Below are 18,419 nucleotides of genomic sequence, written 5' to 3'. Positions count from 1 at the left end.
CTCGGGCACCGGCAACGTCGGAATCGGCAACTCGGGCACCGGAAACTGGGGCATCGGCAACCCGGGCATCGGCAACACGGGCCTCGGCAACGCGGGCACCCACAACACCGGCCTGTTCAACGCCGGGAACTTCAACACCGGCTGGGCCAACCCCGGCAGCTACAACTCCGGCGGCTTCAACGTCGGCAACACCAACTCCGGCAGCTTCAACATCGGCAACACCAACACCGGCGACTACAACCCCGGCAACATCAACACCGGCTTCTTCAACACCGGCAACGTCAACACCGGCGCGTTCGATTCGGGCAACTTCAACAACGGCTTCGGCATCTCGGGCAACAACGAGGGCCAGATCGCGATCAACCTGTCCTACACCACGCCGAGCGTCGTGATCAACCAGCAGATGATCGTCCCGGTGAACGAGGTAATGACGTTGGGCGGCATGGTCATTCCGGTCACCCAGAACATGGCGGTCTTCCCCCGGACCTACTACCTGGGCGGCCTGTTCTACATCGGCCCGATCAACCTCACGGCGTCCTACCTCACCGTTCCCACGGTGACGCTGGCCATCGGCGGTACGAATGTCAACATCCCCATCAGCATCGTCGGCGCGGTCGAAAGCCGCACCATCACCTTCCTCAACGTCCCCGCCGCGCCCGGCTTCGGCAACTCGACCACCAACCCGTCGTCGGGCTTCTTCAACTCCGGCGCCGGCGGCACCTCGGGGTTCCAGAACTTCGGCGCCGGCATGTCGGGGATGTGGAACAGCGGGCTGGCCAACGCGATCGGCAACTCGGGCCTGCAGAACTTCGGCTCGCTCGAGTCGGGCTGGGCGAACCTGGGCAACAGCGTGTCGGGCTTCTTCAACACCGGCACCGGAGCGCCGGCCAACCTCTCGGGGCTGTACAACATCGGCACCGACCTGTCGGGAATTTTCACCGGCAACGCCGGCACCGTCTTCAACGCCGGGCTGGCCAACGTCGGCCACCTCAACCTCGGCAACGCCAACATCGGCGACTTCAACTTCGGCAGCGGCAACATCGGCAGCTCGAATTTCGGCAGCGGCAACATCGGCGGGCTCAACTTCGGCAGCGGCAACATCGGCAGCGGCAACATCGGATTCGGTAACGCGGGCCCGGGTGTGACGGCCGCGCTGCGCGACATCGGCCTCGGCAACACCGGCTCGAACAACTTCGGGTTCGGCAACACCGGTGACGGCAACATCGGCTTCGGCAACACCGGCAACGGCAACATCGGCATCGGCCTGTCCGGGGACAACCTGCGCGGCTTCGGCGGATTCAATTCGGGCAGCGGCAATATCGGGCTGTTCAACTCCGGCACCAACAACGTCGGCATCGGCAACTCGGGCAACGGCAACTTCGGCATCGGCAACTCCGGCAGCTTCAACACCGGCGTCGGCAACGCCGGCAGCGTCAACACCGGCCTGTTCAACGCCGGGTCCGTCAACACCGGCATCGCCAACGCGGGCACCTACAACACCGGGATGTTCAACGCCGGCAGCACCAACACCGGCGTGGCCAACGTGGGCAACTACGACACCGGCGCCTACAACACCGGCAACTACAGCACCGGTTTCGCCAACCAGGGCAACATCGACACCGGCGCCTTCATCACCGGCAACATGGGCAACGGGTTCTTCTGGCGCGGCGACCAGCAGGGCCTGTGGGGCGCCAACTACGTCGTCCACGTCCCGCAGATCCCCGGGCACGTCACGGTGACCGCGCCCGTCAACATCCCCATCACCGCCGGCTTCACCAACACCCTCTACAGCGGAATCACCCTGCAGCAGATCCCCTTCGGGTTCACCATCAACATCGGGCTGCCGCTGCTCACCGGCACGGTCAATTCGCTGACGCTGCCGCCGATCACGGCGAGCGGCCCCTCGGTCACGTTCAACATCGGCGACCCCGGCGGCACCACCGTGGTGTCGATCCCGGCCACGTTCAGCATCGGCCCGGTCGACTGGACGCCGCTCAACTTCCCCACCGGCACAGGCTTTTTCAACTCCACCACCAGCCCGTCGTCGGGCTTCTTCAACGGCGGCACCGGAAGCCTGTCGGGCATCTCCAACATCGGCGCCAACCTGTCGGGCTTCCAGAACGTGGGCTCCGGGCTGTCCGGCTTCGTCAACTACGGCGCGCTGCAGTCGGGGCTGGCCAACCTCGGCAACACGGTGTCGGGCGTGTTGAACACGGGCATCGGCGCGCCGGCCAACCTTTCGGGCCTGTCCAACGTCGGCAGCAACCTCGCGGGTGTGTTCTACAGCCAGCTGCCGTCGCCCGGGACGTCGACGTTCAACATCGGCCTGGGCAACGTGGGCCACAACAACATCGGCTTCGGCAACGTCGGGGACAACAACATCGGCTTCGGCAACGTCGGCAGCTACAACCTCGGCAGCGGCAACCACGGGATGTTCAACCTCGGTTCCGGCAACACCGGCAGCTACAACCTCGGCCCGGGCAACCTGGGCAGCTACAACATCGGTCCCGGCAACCTGGGCAACTACAACATCGGCTTCGCCAACGCCGGCAACTCCAACCAGGGCTTCGCCAACACCGGAAACTTCAACCGGGGCCTGGCCAATACCGGCAACAGCGACGTCGGGATCGGGCTGACCGGCGACAACCAGCAGGGGTTCGGCGGCTGGAACTCGGGCAGCGGCAACACCGGCCTGTTCAACTCGGGCAGCGGCAACAGCGGCCTGTTCAACTCGGGCAGCGGCAACGTCGGGATCGGGAATGCCGGCAGCGGCAACTGGGGCATCGGCAACACCGGCCACACCAACACCGGCCTGTTCAACTCCGGCAACGTCAACACCGGAATCTTCAACTCCGGCAACGTCAATACCGGCGTCGGCAACGCCGGCAGCTACAACTCCGGCAGCTTCAACGCGGGCAGCTTCAACACCGGCGACGCCAACCCGGGCGCCTACAACACCGGCTACCTCAACACCGGCAACTACAACACCGGCCTGGCCAATTCGGGCAACGTCGACACCGGCGCCTTCATAGGCGGCAACTACAGCAACGGGTTGCTGTGGCGCGGCGACTACCAGGGCCTGTGGAGCGCCAGCTACACCAGCACCATTCCCGACACGGCCATCCCGGTGAAGCTCGATGTGCCGATCTTCCTCAACATCCCGGTCACCGGCAGGCTGGGCATCGTCAACATCCAGGGCTTCCGGATCCCGTCGCTCACCGTCGACCTGCAGGTCGTGGGCTTCGGGTTCACCGCGGTCACGGTCAGCCCGATCAACGTCCCGAGCCTGTCGATCTCGCTGCCCGCCATCGGCGGCAACATCGGCACCGGCCCCGGACCGCTGATCGACATCACCGGCAACGGCGGGCTGCTGCCCATCAAGATCCCGCTGCTGAACATCCCTGGCGGACCGGGCTTTTGGAACACGACCACCATTCCGTCGTCGGGATTCTTCAACTCCGGCACCGGCAGCGGCTCGGGCTTCGGTAATGTCGGGGCGAACTTCTCCGGGTTCTTCAACCTGGCCTCCGGCGTGGCGGGGCTTTCGGGCTACAAGAACTTCGGCGAGCTCGTGTCGGGGCTGTCCAACTTCGGCAACACCGTGTCGGGCTTCTTCAACACCAGCACGGTGGGGCTGTCGACGCCCGCCAACCTTTCCGGCCTCGAGAACATCGGCTCCAACATCGCGGGCCTGTTCAACAACAACCCGATCGTCAACGCGGGATTCGCGAACATCGGCTTGGGCAACGTCGGCGGCGGCAACACCGGCAACGGCAACTTCGGCTTCGGCAACCTCGGCAACGCCAACTTCGGCGACGGCAACCTGGGCAGCGGCAACTTCGGCAGCGGCAACTTCGGCCTGTCCAACGTCGGCTTCGGCAACCACGGCAACGCCAACACCGGCTGGGGCAACCTGGGCAACTACAACTTCGGCTTCGGCAACCTGGGCGACTACAACCGCGGCTTCGGCAACGCGGGCTCGGGCAACATCGGCTTCGGCAACACCGGCTCGGGCAACATCGGCATCGGCCTGTCGGGCAACGGCCAAATCGGTTTCGGCGGTTGGAATTCCGGCATCGGCAACACCGGCCTGTTCAACTCGGGCACGGGGAACGTCGGGCTGTTCAACTCCGGCACCGGCAACGTCGGCATCGGCAACTCCGGCACCGGCAACGCCGGCTTGTTCAACTCGGGCACCGCCAACACCGGCATCGGCAACGCCGGCACCGGCAACTGGGGGCTGGTCAACCCCGGCACTGGCAACACCGGCATCGGCAACGTCGGCACCTACAACACCGGCGCCTTCAACACCGGCAGCACCAACACGGGCGTCGGCAACCCCGGCAACTACAACACCGGCAGCTTCAACACCGGCGACACCAACACCGGCGACTTCAACGCGGGCAACTACAACACCGGCGAGTTCAACACCGGCAACTACAACACCGGAGTGGCGAACTCGGGCAACGTCGACACCGGCGCGTTCATCGCGGGCAACTATGACAACGGCATGTTGTGGCGCGGCGACTACCAGGGCCTGGTGGGCGGCCACGCCGAAATCGACATCCCGCAATTCCCGATCCTGACCTACGACATCAACATCCCGGTCAACATCCCCATCCACTTCAACCTGGGCTCGCTCGCGCTCAGCGGCTTCACCATCCCGGCCATCACGATGAACGCGTTGTACATCACCAACTTCAGCGTCGGGCCCATCACGATCCCGACCATCAACGGCACCCTGCCGATCGTGGACGTCACCATCGGCGGGCCCACCACCTCGATCCCGATCTCCATCCGCAGCGGCGCCGGGCCCATCAGCATCCCGCTGTTCGACCTCCCCGCGGCCCCCGGCTTCGGCAACTCGACCACCACCCCGTCGTCGGGCTTCTTCAACTCCGGCGTCGGCACCGCGTCGGGCTTCGGCAACTTCGGCGGCAACAACTCCGGGTTCTGGAACACCACCCTGGCGGCCCTGGGCAGCTCGGGCGTCCAGAACTTCGGCTCGCTGCAGTCGGGTTGGGCGAACCTGGGCAACACGGTGTCGGGCTTCTTCAACACCAGCGCGGCCAATCTCGCTACGCCGGGCCACATTTCGGGCCTGTACAACGCCGGCACCGACCTGGCCGGCGTGTTCAACGGGTCCGGCGGCACGGTCTTCAACGTCGGCCTCGCCGACCTCGGGCGCCTGAACGTGGGCTTCGGCAACATCGGCGATCTCAACCTCGGCAGCGGAAACCTGGGCAGCAACAACTTCGGTTTCGGCAACGTCGGCAGCTTCAACTTCGGCTCCGGCAACATCGGCAGCGGAAACTTCGGCTTCGGTAACGTCGGTCCCGGGCTGACGGCGGCGCTGCACAACATCGGCTTCGGCAACACCGGCTCGGGCAACGTCGGCTGGGGCAACACCGGTGACGGCAACTTCGGCTTCGGCAACACCGGCAACGGCAACATCGGCATCGGGATCACCGGCAACAACCAGATCGGGCTGGGCCCGCTGAACACCGGCCTCGCCAACATGGGCCTGTTCAACGTCGGCGACCACAACGTCGGGCTGTCCAACGCGGGCAACTTCAACCAGGGGCTCGCCAACACCGGCTCGGGCAACATCGGCGTGTTCAACTCGGGCAACGGCAACGTCGGCATCGGGCTGACCGGCAACGGCCAAATCGGTTTCGGCTCACTGAATTCGGGGCTGGCCAACACCGGCTTCTTCAACTCGGGCACGTCCAACACCGGGCTGTTCAACTCCGGCACCGGCAACATCGGCCTGTTCAACTCCGGCACCGGCAACATCGGCATCGGGAACATGGGCACCGGCGGCGTGGGCATCGGGCTGTCCGGCGTGGGCCAGGTGGGGATCGGCGGCACCAACTCGGGCAGCTTCAACATCGGCCTGTTCAACTCGGGCACCGGCAACGTCGGGATCGGCAACTCCGGCACCGGCAACTGGGGCATCGGCAACTCCGGCACCGGCAACACCGGCATCGGCAACACGGGCACGTTCAACTCGGGCCTCTTCAACGCCGGGAACTTCAACAGCGGATTGGCCAACCCGGGCAACTACAACACGGGCCTGTTCAACATCGGCAACTTCAACACGGGTTTCGCCAACCCGGGCAACTACAACACCGGCAGCTACAACACCGGCGACTACAACTCCGGGGTGGCCAACGCCGGTAACTACGACACCGGCGCCTTCAACACCGGCAGCATGGACAACGGCTTCCTGTGGCGCGCCGACCGGCACGGCCTGCTGTCGGCCAACTACACCATCACGGTCAAGGAGATCCCGGCCTTCCTCAACGTCGACATCCCGATCAACATCCCCATCAAGGGCACGATCACCGACGTCAACATTCCCGCGGTCACCATCCCGGCGATCCCGGCGAGCGGGACGGTGGACCTGGCGATCGTCAAGGGCACCGTCTTCGCCCCGATCGGCCCGATCACCATCCACGGCGGCGACGCCAACGCCCCGTCGAACACGCCCATCACCATCGACTTCGGCACCCAGCCCGCGATCAACATCAACATCGGCAATCCCGACGGCTCGACGGTCATCCACATCGTGGGCACCGCCGGCATCGGGCCCGCCATCATCCCGCTGATCAACATGCCGGCGATGCCGGGGCTGTTCAACGCCACGGTCAACCCGTCGTCGGGGTTGCTCAACTGGGGCGCCGGGCCGTCGTCGGGCTTCCAGAACTTCGGCGCCTACAGCTCGGGCTTCTTCAACTACGCCGTTGGGGCCCTGGGCAATTCGGGCTTCCAGAACTACGGCTCGCTGCAGTCCGGCTTCGCCAACCTCGGCAACACCATCTCCGGGCTGTTCAACACCGGCACCGGGATACCGGCCAACGTCTCCGGCTTCGACAACATCGGCACCAACCTGGCCGGCTGGTTCCAGAACGGCGTGACGCAGACGACCGGCTTCAACGTCGGCCTGGCCGACCACGGGTTCTGGAACTTCGGCGGCGCCGACCTCGGCAACTACAACGTCGGCAACGGCAACATCGGCAGCTTCAACGTCGGCAACGGCAACGTCGGCAGCCACAACTTCGGCGGCGGCAACGTCGGCGGCAACAACTTCGGATTCGGCAACTTCGGCAGCGGCAACATCGGTTTCGGCAACGTCGGCCCGGGGCTGACGGCGGCCCTGCAGAACATCGGCTTCGGCAACACCGGCAGCTTCAACGTCGGCTTCGGCAACACCGGCAACGGCAACATCGGGTTCGGCAACACCGGCAACGGCAACATCGGGATCGGCCTGTCCGGCGACGCCCTCACCGGATTCGGTGGCTGGAACTCCGGCAGCGGAAACATCGGGCTGTTCAACTCGGGCACCAACAACATCGGGTTCTTCAACTCCGGCAACGGAAACTGGGGCATCGGCAACGCCGGCAGCTTCAACACCGGGATCGGCAACACCGGCAGCACCAACACCGGCTTGTTCAACACCGGGCTGGTCAACACCGGCATCGCCAACGCCGGCAACTTCAACACGGGATTCTTCAACCCCGGCAACGTCAACACTGGCAGCTTCAACCCGGGCAACTACAACTCCGGCGACTTCAACCCCGGCAACTACAACACCGGGTACTTCAACACCGGCAACTCCAACACCGGCATCGGCAACTCCGGCAACGTCGACACCGGCGCCTTCATCTCGGGCAGCTACAGCAACGGCTTCTTCTGGCGGGGCGACTACCAGGGGCTGGGCGGCTTCTCCTACTCGACCACGATCCCCGAAATCCCCTGGCACTACGACGTGAAGTCCGACATCGAGATTCCGATCCAGGGCACCATCAACGCCGTCACCCAGGACATGTTCACCATTTCGCAGTTCCCGATACCGATCAGCCTGGAGACCACGATCTGCCTGCTCTACATCCCGTTCGTCGGGTGCGTGCTGCCGGTGTCGTTCACGGTCCCGATCACCACCGTCAACGTCGGTCCCTTCACCGTCGGGTCGAGCGTCGTCAACCCGCAGACCCCGATCGACATGGTCTTCACGCAGAACATCGACATGCCCGGCAACGGGAACCTGGGCCCGTTCACCTTCGGCTTCGGCTGGCAGCAGAGCCCGGGATTCTTCAACACGACGACGACCCCGTCGTCGGGCTTCTTCAACTCCGGGGCGGGCGGCGCGTCGGGCTTCCTCAACGACGCCGGGGGCGCCGTGTCGGGCTTCGCCAACAACTTCGCCCAGGAGTCCGGCCTGTTCAACAGTGGCGGCCAAGGGATTTCGGGCCTGCAGAACGTCGGGACGCTGGAATCGGGCTGGGCGAACCTGGGAAACTTCATGTCGGGCTTCTACAACACGAGCATGCTCAACCTGGCGACGCAGGCCTTCGTCTCCGGGTTCGCGAACTTCGGCAGCCAGCTCTCCGGGGTGCTCAACGGCGCCCCGGTGCCGTAGGCGGTTATCCGCGCCCGCGGGACGGCTTGCGCGGCTGCCACACCACCAGCGCGGTGCTCTTGGGCACCACCGCCACGTCGCGGCGCTGGCCGGCGCGCAGCACGGCCAGCTCGTCGGTGAGTTCCTTGACGCGCGACTGCAGCGCCTCCACCTGGTTGGTCAGCTCGATGATGCGCTTGATGCCGGCCAGGTTGACGCCCTCGTCCTGCGACAGCCGCTGCACCTCACGCAGCAGGTCGACGTCGTGTTCCGAATAGCGCCGTCCCCCACCGGAAGTGCGCCTCGGGCTGACCAGCCCAAGGCGGTCGTAGGTGCGCAGGGTCTGCGCGTGCATGCCGGCCAGTTCGGCGGCAACCGAAATCAGGAAGGTCCGGGCCTCGTCCTGGCCCCGGCTTCTGGGATTCCTAGCCATTAGCGATTACCTGCCCATCCCGCGCGCGGATTGAAGCCACTGGACCGCTCGGCCGCCGCGTAGGCCTCGAGCGCCTCGGCGGCGCCGCCCTCCAGGTTCGGCGGCACCGCGACCTTGACCGTGACGAGCAGGTCCCCGCTGCCGCCGCCACGCTTGGGCACACCGCGCCCGCGCACCCGCAGGATACGGCCGTCGGCGGTGCCCTTGGGCACCCGCACACCGACCTTGCCGTCCAGCGTCGGAACCGAAAGCGTTGAACCCAAGGCCAATTCGGCGAAGCTCACCGGCACGGTGACCGTCAAGTCGTCGCCGTCGCGGCCGAACACCTTGTCCGGCCGCACGTGCACCGTCACATACAGGTCACCCGACGGCGCGCCGCGCAGCCCCGCCTCGCCCTGCCCGGGCAGCCGGATGCGCTGCCCGTCCTCGACGCCCGGCGGGATGCGCACGTTGATGGTGCGGGTGCGGGTGGTCACCCCGGTGCCCTTGCACTCGTCGCAGGGGTGCTCGATGATCGAGCCGCTGCCCCGGCAGTCGGTGCAGGGCTCGGAGAAACCGAACGCGCCCTGGTTGCGGTTGATCACGCCGGATCCGTTGCACGACGGGCACACCTTCGGGCTGGTGCCCGGGCGCGCGCCGCTGCCATGGCAATTCGTGCACGGCGCCGGGCTGGTCAGCCGCAGCGGCATCGCGACGCCCTTGGCCGCCTCGACGAAGTCCAGCTCCGTCTCGGTCTCCAGGTCGTTGCCGCGCCGCGGCCGGCTGGGCCGGGGACTGGCGCCGCGCCCGAACAGCCCGCCGAACAGGTCGCCGATGTTGCTGCCGCCGCTGCGGCCGGCGGCGTCGAACAGGTCGCTCAGGTTGAAGTCGGCGCCATCGCCACCGACGTTGAAGCTGAAACCGCCGCCCCCGGTGTCGAACCGGCGGCCGCCGAAACCGCCGCCCGCGAACAGGCGGCGGGTCTCGTCGTACTCCTTGCGCTTGGCCGGATCCGACAGCACGTTGTGCGCCTCCGACACCGCCTTGAACCGCTCGCCGGCGGCCGGGTTGTCGGGATTCGCATCCGGGTGCAGGTCGCGCGCCAGCTTGCGGTAGGCGCGCTTGATCTCTTCCGGGCTGGCGTCAGAGGAGACGCCCAGCTCCTTGTAGAAGTCCTTTTCGACCCATTCACGCTGGGCCATTCCGCGTCACCCCCTCTCACCTTTCGCTATCCATTTGTGTTGATTCTGGGCCTATTCACCGGCGGTGTCGGCCATATCGTCCGTGTCGGGCCCGATTTCGGTGTCTTTCGACTCGTCCGGGATGGTGTCGACGACGGCGACCATGGCGTGGCGCAGCACCTGCTCGCCGAGCTTGTAGCCCTGGCGCATGACGGTGCCGATCACCGGCGTGGAGCCTTCGCCGCCGTCGCCCTCATGCTGGACGGCCTCGTGCAGGACGGGATCGAACTCCTCGCCCTCCTCGCCGAACGCCGTCAGGCCCAGCCCGGTCAGCGCGCCCATCAGCTTGTCGGCCACCGACTTCAGCGGGCCCGACTCGAGGTCGCCGTGCTGGCGGGCCCGGTCGAGATCGTCGAGCACGCCGAGCAATTGGCTGACGACGGAGGCCTTGGCCCGGTCGGCCGCGGCCTGCTGGTCACGCAGCGCCCGCTTGCGGTAGTTGGTGAAGTCGGCCTGTACGCGTTGCAGGTCGGCGGTCAGCTCGACGACCTTGGCCTGCGCGTCGCCCGTCGTGCCGGCGGGGCCGGCCCCTCCCGGCTGAGCGCCTGGCTCAGCGCCGGGAGGGACGTGCCGCACTTCGCCCGTCTCGGGATCGATGCGCCGCTTGTCGGTGATCGTTACCTGTTCCGGGTTCGGGTTTCCGTCCGTCACTTGGCCTCCCGGTCGTCGTCGACCACCTCCGCGTCCACGACGTCGTCGGCCGATCCGGACGGTCCGGCGTCAGCGCCACCGGCTTGGGCGCCCTCGGCCTGGGTGGCCTCGTAGATCGCCTGCCCCAGCGCCTGCGACTCCTGGCCCAGCTTCTCCATCGCCGACTTGATCGCGGAGATGTCGCTGCCGCCCAGCGCCGACTTGGCCTCGGCCACAGCGGCGTCCACCTTGTTCAGGGTGTCCTCGGGGACCTTCGAGCCGCCCTCGGCTTCCCTTTGCTCCTTGACGAATTTCTCCGTCTGGTAGACCAGCGTCTCGGCCTGGTTGCGGATGTCGGCCTCCTCGCGACGCTTGCGGTCCTCCTCGGCGTGCGCCTCGGCGTCCTTGATCATCCGGTCGATCTCCTCCTTGGACAGGCCGGAGCCCTCCTGGATCTTGATCGTGTTCTCCTTGCCGGTGCCCTTGTCCTTGGCCGTGACGTGCACGATGCCGTTGGCGTCGATGTCGAAGGTGACCTCGATCTGCGGGACGCCGCGCGGGGCCGGCGGGATGCCGGTCAGCTCGAAGGAGCCGAGCAGCTTGTTGTGCGAGGCGATTTCACGCTCACCCTGATAGACCTGGATCTGCACCGACGGCTGGTTGTCGTCGGCCGTGGTGAAGGTCTCCGACCGCTTGGTCGGGATCGTGGTGTTGCGCTCGATGAGCTTGGTCATCACGCCACCCTTGGTCTCGATGCCGAGGCTCAGCGGCGTAACGTCAAGCAGCAGAACGTCTTTCACCTCACCCTTGAGGACACCCGCCTGCAGCGCGGCACCCACGGCCACGACCTCGTCGGGGTTGACACCCTTGTTGGGCTCCTTGCCGCCGGTGAGCTCCTTGACCAGCTCGGTCACTGCGGGCATGCGGGTGGAACCACCCACCAGCACCACGTGGTCGATCTCCGAGACCGAGATGCCGGCGTCCTTGATCACCGACTGGAACGGCTGACGGGTGCGGTCCAGCAGATCCTGGGTGATCTTCTGGAACTCCGCGCGGGTCAGCTGCTCGTCGAGGAACAGCGGGTTCTTGTCCGCGTCAACAGTGATGTAGGGCAGGTTGATCGACGTGCTCTGGCTCGAGCTGAGCTCGATCTTGGCCTTCTCGGCGGCCTCACGCAGCCGCTGCATCGCCATCTTGTCCTTGGTCAGGTCGATGCCGCTGGTGCCCTTGAACTTGTCGACCAGCCACTCGACGACGCGGTCGTCCCAGTCGTCGCCACCGAGGTGGTTGTCACCGCTGGTGGCGCGGACCTCGACCACACCCTCGCCGATCTCGAGCAGCGAGACGTCGAACGTACCGCCACCGAGGTCGAAGACGAGGATGGTCTGCTCCTTCTCGCCCTTGTCCAGGCCGTAGGCCAGGGCCGCGGCGGTGGGTTCGTTGACGATGCGCAGCACGTTCAGGCCGGCGATCTGGCCGGCCTCCTTGGTCGCCTGACGCTGGGCGTCGTTGAAGTAGGCGGGCACGGTGATGACCGCGTCGGTGATGTCCTCACCGAGGTAGGCCTCCGCATCGCGCTTCAGCTTCATCAGCACGCGCGCGCTGATCTCCTGCGCGGTGTACTTCTTGTCGTCGATCTCGACGGACCAGTCGGTGCCCATGTGCCGCTTCACCGACCGGATGGTCCGGTCGACGTTGGTGACGGCCTGGTTCTTGGCGGGCTGGCCGACCAGCACCTCGCCGTTGCGCGCGAACGCGACGATCGACGGCGTCGTCCGCGAGCCCTCGGAGTTGGCGACGACCACGGGGTCACCGCCCTCGAGCACTGCGACGACGGAGTTGGTGGTCCCGAGGTCGATACCGACCGCACGAGCCATAGTGATTCCTCCTGAGTGTGTAGAGCTTTTGTGGTGGCACTATGCTGAGTGAACCACGCTCAAGACTGCCCTCGCGGGCTCCCTGGTGTCAAGCCAAGGTTGAGCCTTGATCACTCAACTTGTTGACCATGTTAACGGTGGGTGCCGCGGTCTTGTTCCCGGGGGTGTACCGGGTGTGAATCCTTGGCTTTGGGCGTGAATGCTGGGCGGGAAAATCGGCCGGAGCCCGCCACTGGCTCACACTCGACGCCCTGGGCTCACACTCGATGCCCCACGCTCCGGGATCATCTCCTCGATCAGCGACAGCACGGCCCGGGTGGCCGCGCTGGCCGGGCGGAAAGCGGACGTCGCGACGTACAGCCGCCAGGTGAGGTCGTGGTCGGAGACGCTCACAGTGGCCAGGCCCGCATCGCCGATCTCGTCGAGGATGAACCGGCTCAGAAAGCCGATGCCCAGGCCGTTGCGGATGTGGGTCGCGGTGGTGGCGATGTCGGCGACCTCGAGGGCGATCGTGCGCGGCACCCCGGCCGCGGCGAAGGCCCGGTCGACCACGGCCCGGTTGCCGTACCCCGGCGGGCCGTCGACGAACGACATGCCGGCCAGCTCGGCCAGGGTCACCGACTCCCGCCCGGCCAGCGGATGGCTCGCGGGGACGACCAGCAGCAGCTGGAAGGCCGCCACCAGCCGGGTGTGCAGGTCGGCCGGCGGCCCGTCGGGGAACACGACCAGGGCGACGTCGAGGTCGCCGTCGCGCAGTTGCTGCGCCAGGCCCGCGGAACCGGCCCGGGCGGAACGCAATTGGACCAGCACGCCGGGATGCCGGGCGTGCAGGTCGGCCAGCAGGGTCGGCAGGTCGATGACGTTGATCGACGTCAGCGTCCCCAGGGTGACGGTCCCGCGGATGGCGCCGTTGGCGGCGGCGACGGCGTCCTTGGCAGCGCGCGCGGCGTCGACGGTCGCGCGGGCGTGGGGCGCCAGCTCCTGTCCCGCCGGCGTGAGCGCCACCCCCGCCGGGCCGCGGACGAACAGCTGCGCGCCCAGTTCGCGTTCGAGCGCCTTGATCGTGGCCGACACCCCGGACTGGACGACGTGCAGCCTCTTGGCGGCCCGGGTGAAGCTCAGCGTGTCCGCCACGGCGAGGAAATAGTCCAGCTGGCGAAGCTCCACCGAGCCATTATCACCGCTGGTGATGGCCGCCATCAAAAAATGTCGTTGGCGCCTGACGAGCCTGTCAATTTAACGTTTGTCTAACTAACTTCGCGTCGATCCCACTCCCCTCAAACGGACGGTGCGCCCCTATGAATTTGTCGGCCCCCAGCCTGACCAGGACCCGGACCCGCTGGTCCTCGGCGTCCACCGACGACCAATTCGTCGTGGAAAACCCCGCCACGGGCCAGACCGTGACCATCGTGCAGGGCGCCGGGCCGGACGAGGTCGACCAGGCCGTCCGCCGGGCCCACGCCGCGCACCTGCGCTGGAAGCAGCGCCCGGCGCGCGAGCGCGGCCGGCACCTGCGCCAGATCGCCGAGGTGCTGCGCGCCCACGCCGACGAGATCGCCGAGCTCGAGACGCTCGAGATGGGCAAGCCGATCACCCAGGCGCGCAATTTCGACGTGGAAGCCGCGATCGCCAGCTTCGAGTACTTCGGCAGCCTGGTGGAGGTGCTGCCCAGTCAGGCCCGCGACTACGGTCCGGTGCTGGATCTGACGACGCTGGAGCCCTACGGGGTGATCGCGGCCATCGTGCCGTTCAACTGGCCGCCCATTCACACCGCCGGCAAGATCGCGCCGGCGCTGGCCGTCGGCAACGCCGTCGTGCTCAAACCGCCGGAGCAGGCGCCCTCGGTGGTGTTGCGCATGGTCGAGCTGATCCAGTCGGTGCTGCCGGACCGGGTGGTGGAGGCGGTGCCGGGCAAGGGCGAGGTGGGCGCCGCGCTGGCCGGGCATCGGTTGGTGGGCAAGGTGTCGTTCACCGGCTCGCCCAGGACGGGCGCGGCGGTGCTGCGGACCGCGGCCGGCAACCTCACTCCGACGCTGATGGAGCTCGGTGGGAAGAACCCGCTGGTGGTCTTCGACGACGCCAGCCTGCCCGAGGCGCTGCTGGCCGCTGTCGACGGCGGCTTCTTCAATCAGGGCGAGGCGTGCACCGCGGCATCGCGAATCCTGGTGCAGGACAACGTCTATGCGGAGTTCGAGGCGAAGCTGTGCGCGGCGGTGAGCCGGCTGCGCGTGGGCGACGGCGCCGACCCCGCCACCGACGTCGGGCCGCTGGTCACCCGCCGGCAGCAGAAGCAGGTGCTGGACTACCTCACCATCGGCGAGGCCGAGGGCGCCCGCGTCGCCGCCCAGGCGCCGCTGCCCGACGATCCCCGGCTGGCCGAGGGCTTCTACGTCGCGCCGACCGTGCTGACCGGCGTCACCCCCGCGATGCGGGTGGCGCGCGAGGAGATCTTCGGCCCGGTGGTCGCCCTGATGCCGTTCACCGACGAGGACGAGGCGGTGCGCATCGCCAACGCCACGCCGTTCGGTCTGGTCGCGTCGGTCTTCACCCAGGACAGCGACCGGGCGCTGCGGGTGAGCCGGCGCATCCGGGCCGGGACCGTCTTCGTCAACAACTATCACCGGATTTCGCTCGGCACGGGTTTCGGCGGCGTCGGCCACAGCGGGTTCGGCCGCGAGCACGCCCAGGAGACGCTGGCGGAGTACGGATACACCAAGACGATCCGGTTGGCGGCCAAGCGCGACGAACTGCCGTATTGGAGCGCCGCCGCCCGGGTGCTGGCGGGCTAGTGCGCACGATAGCACTCGAAGAGCATTACGCCACAACGGAATTCCTGACCGGCCCCGGCCGCTGGCTGGCCTCGCGCACCGGAATCGTCGGGCCCATCAGCGATCTCGGTGACGGCCGCATCGCGGCGATGGACGACGCCGGCGTCGAGGTGGCGGTGCTGTCGCTGGCCGCGCCCGGCGTGGAGCAGCTCGACGGCCCGGAAGCCGTTGGGCTGGCGCGCGCCTGCAACGACGAGCTCGCCGCGGCGGTCGAAAGATACCCGGACCGGCTGGCCGGGTTCGCCGCCCTGCCGATCAGCGCGCCGGAGGAGGCGGCCGACGAACTCGAGCGCGCGGTGCGCGGGCACGGCTTCGTCGGCGCGGTGATCAACGGGCACAGCCGGGGCCGCTACCTCGACGACCCGTTCTTCGACCCGGTCCTGTCGCGTGCGGCCGCGCTGCGGGTGCCGATCTACCTGCACCCGACCATCCCGCCGCCGGGCGTCATCGAGGCCTGCTACGCGGGGTTCTCCGCCGAGGTGACCTTCGCGCTGGCCACCGTGGGCTGGGGTTGGCACATCAACACCGCCACGCACGTGCTGCGCGTGATCCTCGGCGGCGTGTTCGACCGCTACCCCGAGCTGCAGTTCGTGATCGGGCACATGGGCGAGGCGACGTCGTTCATGCTGCCGCGCTTCGACGCGACGCTGCGGCCGGAACTGACCGGGTTGCGGCACCCGGTCAGCACCTATCTGCGGCGCAACCTCAACTACACCTTCGCCAACTTCAACGACGAGCCGACCTACGCCAACCTCGTCGCGCAGGTCGGCGTCGAACGCGTGTGCTTTTCGGCCGACTACCCGTTCGGGTCGATGCGCGCCGCCCGGGAGTTTTTCCACGGCCTGCCGCTGAGCGAGCACGAGCGCGCGCTGATCGGCCACCGCAACGCCGAACGGCTGCTGGGCCTCTGACCCCGGTTTGCTGTTAGCGCGCAGGCGCCGCGGCCATGGATTAGCCTGAGCTTTCCCGAAGTCACCACGGCAGGAGCTCGATGCCATCGCCAGACAGCGCCGCCGCGCGGCTCGCACGCGAAGACACGGGCTATCACAAGGGCCTGAAGAACCGGCAGATCCAGATGATCGCCCTTGGCGGCGCCATCGGGACCGGGCTGTTTCTGGGTTCCGGCGGGCGGCTGGCCTCGGCGGGGCCCGGCCTGTTCCTGGTCTACGGGGTTTGCGGTGTCTTCGTGTTTCTGATCCTGCGCGCGCTCGGCGAGCTGGTGCTGCACCGCCCGTCGTCGGGGTCGTTCGTGTCCTACTCCCGCGAATTCTTCGGGGAGAAGCTGGCGTTCGTCGCCGGCTGGATGTACATCCTCAACTGGTCGATGACCGGGATCGTGGACACGACGGCGATCGCGCACTACTGCCACTACTGGAAGGCGTTTCAGGCCATCCCGCAGTGGACGCTGGCGCTGATCGCCCTGGTTCTGGTGTTGTCGATGAACCTGATCTCGGTCAAGGCCTTCGGTGAGCTGGAGTTCTGGGCCTCGTTGATCAAGGTGCTGGCGCTGGTGACGTTCCTCGTCGTCGGCGCGGTCTTTTTGATCGGGCGCTTCAAGGTCGACGGTCAAGACACCGGGACCGGGTTGTGGGACAGCCATTCCGGGCTGCTGCCCGCCGGGCTGCTGCCGTTGGTGCTCGTCACCTCGGGGGTGGTGTTCGCTTACGCCGCAATCGAATTGGTCGGCATCGCGGCCGGGGAAACGGAGAACCCGGAGAAGATCATGCCGCGCGCGATCAACTCGGTGGTGTTCCGCATCGCCGTGTTCTACATCGGCTCGACCGTGCTGCTGGCCCTGCTGCTGCCCTACACCGCCTACCGCGACCACGTCAGCCCGTTCGTGACGTTCTTCTCCAAGGTCGGTTTCTCCGGCGCGGGCAGCGTGATGAACCTGGTGGTCCTCACCGCCGCGCTGTCCAGCCTGAACGCGGGCCTGTATTCCACGGGCCGCATCCTGCGGTCGATGGCGATCAACGGCAGCGGCCCGAAATTCACCGCGCCGATGTCGAAAAACGGTGTGCCGTACGGCGGGATCCTGCTGACCAGCGCGGTGGGTTTGTTGGGCATCGTGCTCAACGCGGTCAAGCCGAGCCAGGCCTTCGAGATCGTGCTGCACATCGCCGCGGTGGGCATCGTGTTCGCCTGGGGCACGATCGTGGCGAGCCAGCTGCAGCTGTACCGATGGGCCAAGGCCGGCAGGTTGGAGCGGCCGAGCTTCCGGATGCCGCTGTCCCCGTACAGCGGCTATCTCACGCTGGCCTTCCTGCTGGGCGTGGTGATCCTGATGTTGTTCGACCGGGTGCAGGGCCCATGGCTGCTCGGCGCGATGGTCGTCGGCGTGCCCGCCCTCGTCGGGGGTTGGTTCCTGGTCCGCCACCGGGTGAGCGCGGCCGCCCAGGACACCGCCGTGCCGGCCTAAGGCTCATCGATGTCTTCGCCGCCGGCGAGGTCGCCGCACTCGACGGCCTCGACGTCCCCGCGGTCGCGCAGGTAGGCCCCCGCGCCGCGGTCCCCCGAGATCCGGGCCAGCACCTCGGGCCAGTGCCGGCGCGCCAGCACCACCGGGTGGCCGGGCCGGTCGGCGAAGCACGCGCGCGCCAGGCCGCCGGGCGAATCCGCCGCGCGGGCCAGGACCCGCGCCACCACCGCAGGGCCGACGTCGGGGGTGTCGACGACGTGCAGCACCGCGAAGTCGGCGTCCCTGCGGCCGGCCTCGGCCAGCCCGGCGCGCACCGAGGCGCTCAGCCCGTCGCGCCAGTCCGGTGCCACGACCGCGGTGGCCCCGGGCGGGACGGTGACCTCCGCGGCCCCCAAAACGACGACGACAGCGGCGCAGCCGCCGTCGCGCAGTGCCCCGACCGCGGTCTCCAACCAGCCGTCTACCAGCACTTTCGGCTTGCCGTAGCGCCGCCCCGCGCCCGCGGCGAGCAGCACCCCGACATGGCGTGGCTCGCGCGGCGCCGAACCCATCGACTGCGATAACGGCACTCTCCTATGATGACATTCAGCTTCTCATCGAGCGACAACGAG

General features: G+C 67.5%; 10 protein-coding genes. 4 read left to right on the top strand and 6 right to left on the bottom strand.

Features of this window, described 5'->3' with window-relative positions; all coding sequences use genetic code 11:
- On the top strand, positions 1-8,422 hold an 8,422-nt coding region (locus AC5Y4Z_RS23525; protein ID WP_499967304.1), incomplete at its 5' end, for a PPE family protein.
- A 4-nt stretch (positions 8,423-8,426) separates the two neighbouring features.
- Here the strand turns inward: AC5Y4Z_RS23525 and AC5Y4Z_RS23520 are convergent.
- The 5 genes from AC5Y4Z_RS23520 to AC5Y4Z_RS23500 all read right to left on the bottom strand — a co-directional run bounded on the left by AC5Y4Z_RS23520 (position 8,427) and on the right by AC5Y4Z_RS23500 (position 13,761).
- The gene (locus tag AC5Y4Z_RS23520; protein ID WP_499967303.1) at positions 8,427-8,834 is read right to left on the bottom strand and encodes a heat shock protein transcriptional repressor HspR; all 408 of its coding nucleotides are present in this window, start codon (positions 8,832-8,834) and stop codon (positions 8,427-8,429) included.
- Positions 8,834-10,015 (bottom strand): molecular chaperone DnaJ, encoded by a 1,182-nt coding sequence (gene dnaJ, locus AC5Y4Z_RS23515; RefSeq protein ID WP_499967302.1) that lies wholly within the window; start codon positions 10,013-10,015, stop codon positions 8,834-8,836. The genes AC5Y4Z_RS23520 and dnaJ overlap by 1 nt, the downstream gene beginning before the upstream one ends.
- A gap of 51 nt (positions 10,016-10,066) precedes the next feature.
- Positions 10,067-10,705: a nucleotide exchange factor GrpE gene (grpE, locus tag AC5Y4Z_RS23510; protein WP_499967301.1), complete on the bottom strand. Its 639-nt coding sequence runs from the start codon at positions 10,703-10,705 to the stop codon at positions 10,067-10,069.
- The gene (gene dnaK / locus AC5Y4Z_RS23505) at positions 10,702-12,561 is read right to left on the bottom strand and encodes a molecular chaperone DnaK (RefSeq protein ID WP_499967300.1); all 1,860 of its coding nucleotides are present in this window, start codon (positions 12,559-12,561) and stop codon (positions 10,702-10,704) included. Before dnaK ends, grpE begins: the two co-directional genes overlap by 4 nt.
- A gap of 237 nt (positions 12,562-12,798) precedes the next feature.
- On the bottom strand, positions 12,799-13,761 hold the full coding sequence (locus AC5Y4Z_RS23500) for a LysR family transcriptional regulator (protein WP_499967299.1): 963 nt from the start codon (positions 13,759-13,761) through the stop codon (positions 12,799-12,801).
- A gap of 98 nt (positions 13,762-13,859) precedes the next feature.
- Here AC5Y4Z_RS23500 and AC5Y4Z_RS23495 point away from each other — a divergent pair, with 98 nt between their 5' ends.
- The 3 genes from AC5Y4Z_RS23495 (at position 13,860) to AC5Y4Z_RS23485 (ending at position 17,808) form a co-directional block, all read left to right on the top strand.
- Positions 13,860-15,350: an aldehyde dehydrogenase family protein gene (locus AC5Y4Z_RS23495; RefSeq protein WP_499967298.1), complete on the top strand. Its 1,491-nt coding sequence runs from the start codon at positions 13,860-13,862 to the stop codon at positions 15,348-15,350.
- A complete protein-coding gene (locus tag AC5Y4Z_RS23490; RefSeq protein WP_499967297.1) occupies positions 15,350-16,300 on the top strand; it encodes an amidohydrolase family protein in 951 nt (316 codons plus the stop codon). Before AC5Y4Z_RS23495 ends, AC5Y4Z_RS23490 begins: the two co-directional genes overlap by 1 nt.
- Before the next feature lie 80 nt (positions 16,301-16,380).
- Positions 16,381-17,808, top strand: coding sequence for an amino acid permease (locus AC5Y4Z_RS23485; protein ID WP_499967296.1), 1,428 nt, complete (start codon positions 16,381-16,383; stop codon positions 17,806-17,808).
- On the opposite strand, the gene AC5Y4Z_RS23480 is transcribed toward AC5Y4Z_RS23485, so the two are convergent.
- On the bottom strand, positions 17,805-18,359 hold the full coding sequence (locus AC5Y4Z_RS23480; RefSeq protein ID WP_499967323.1) for a nucleotidyltransferase family protein: 555 nt from the start codon (positions 18,357-18,359) through the stop codon (positions 17,805-17,807). The two genes, AC5Y4Z_RS23485 and AC5Y4Z_RS23480, sit on opposite strands and share 4 nt — an antisense overlap.
- Positions 18,360-18,419 lie beyond the last annotated feature (60 nt).

This window comes from Mycobacterium sp. NGS63, from assembly GCF_059812295.1.
This window is presented reverse-complemented; position numbering and strand designations above follow the sequence as displayed.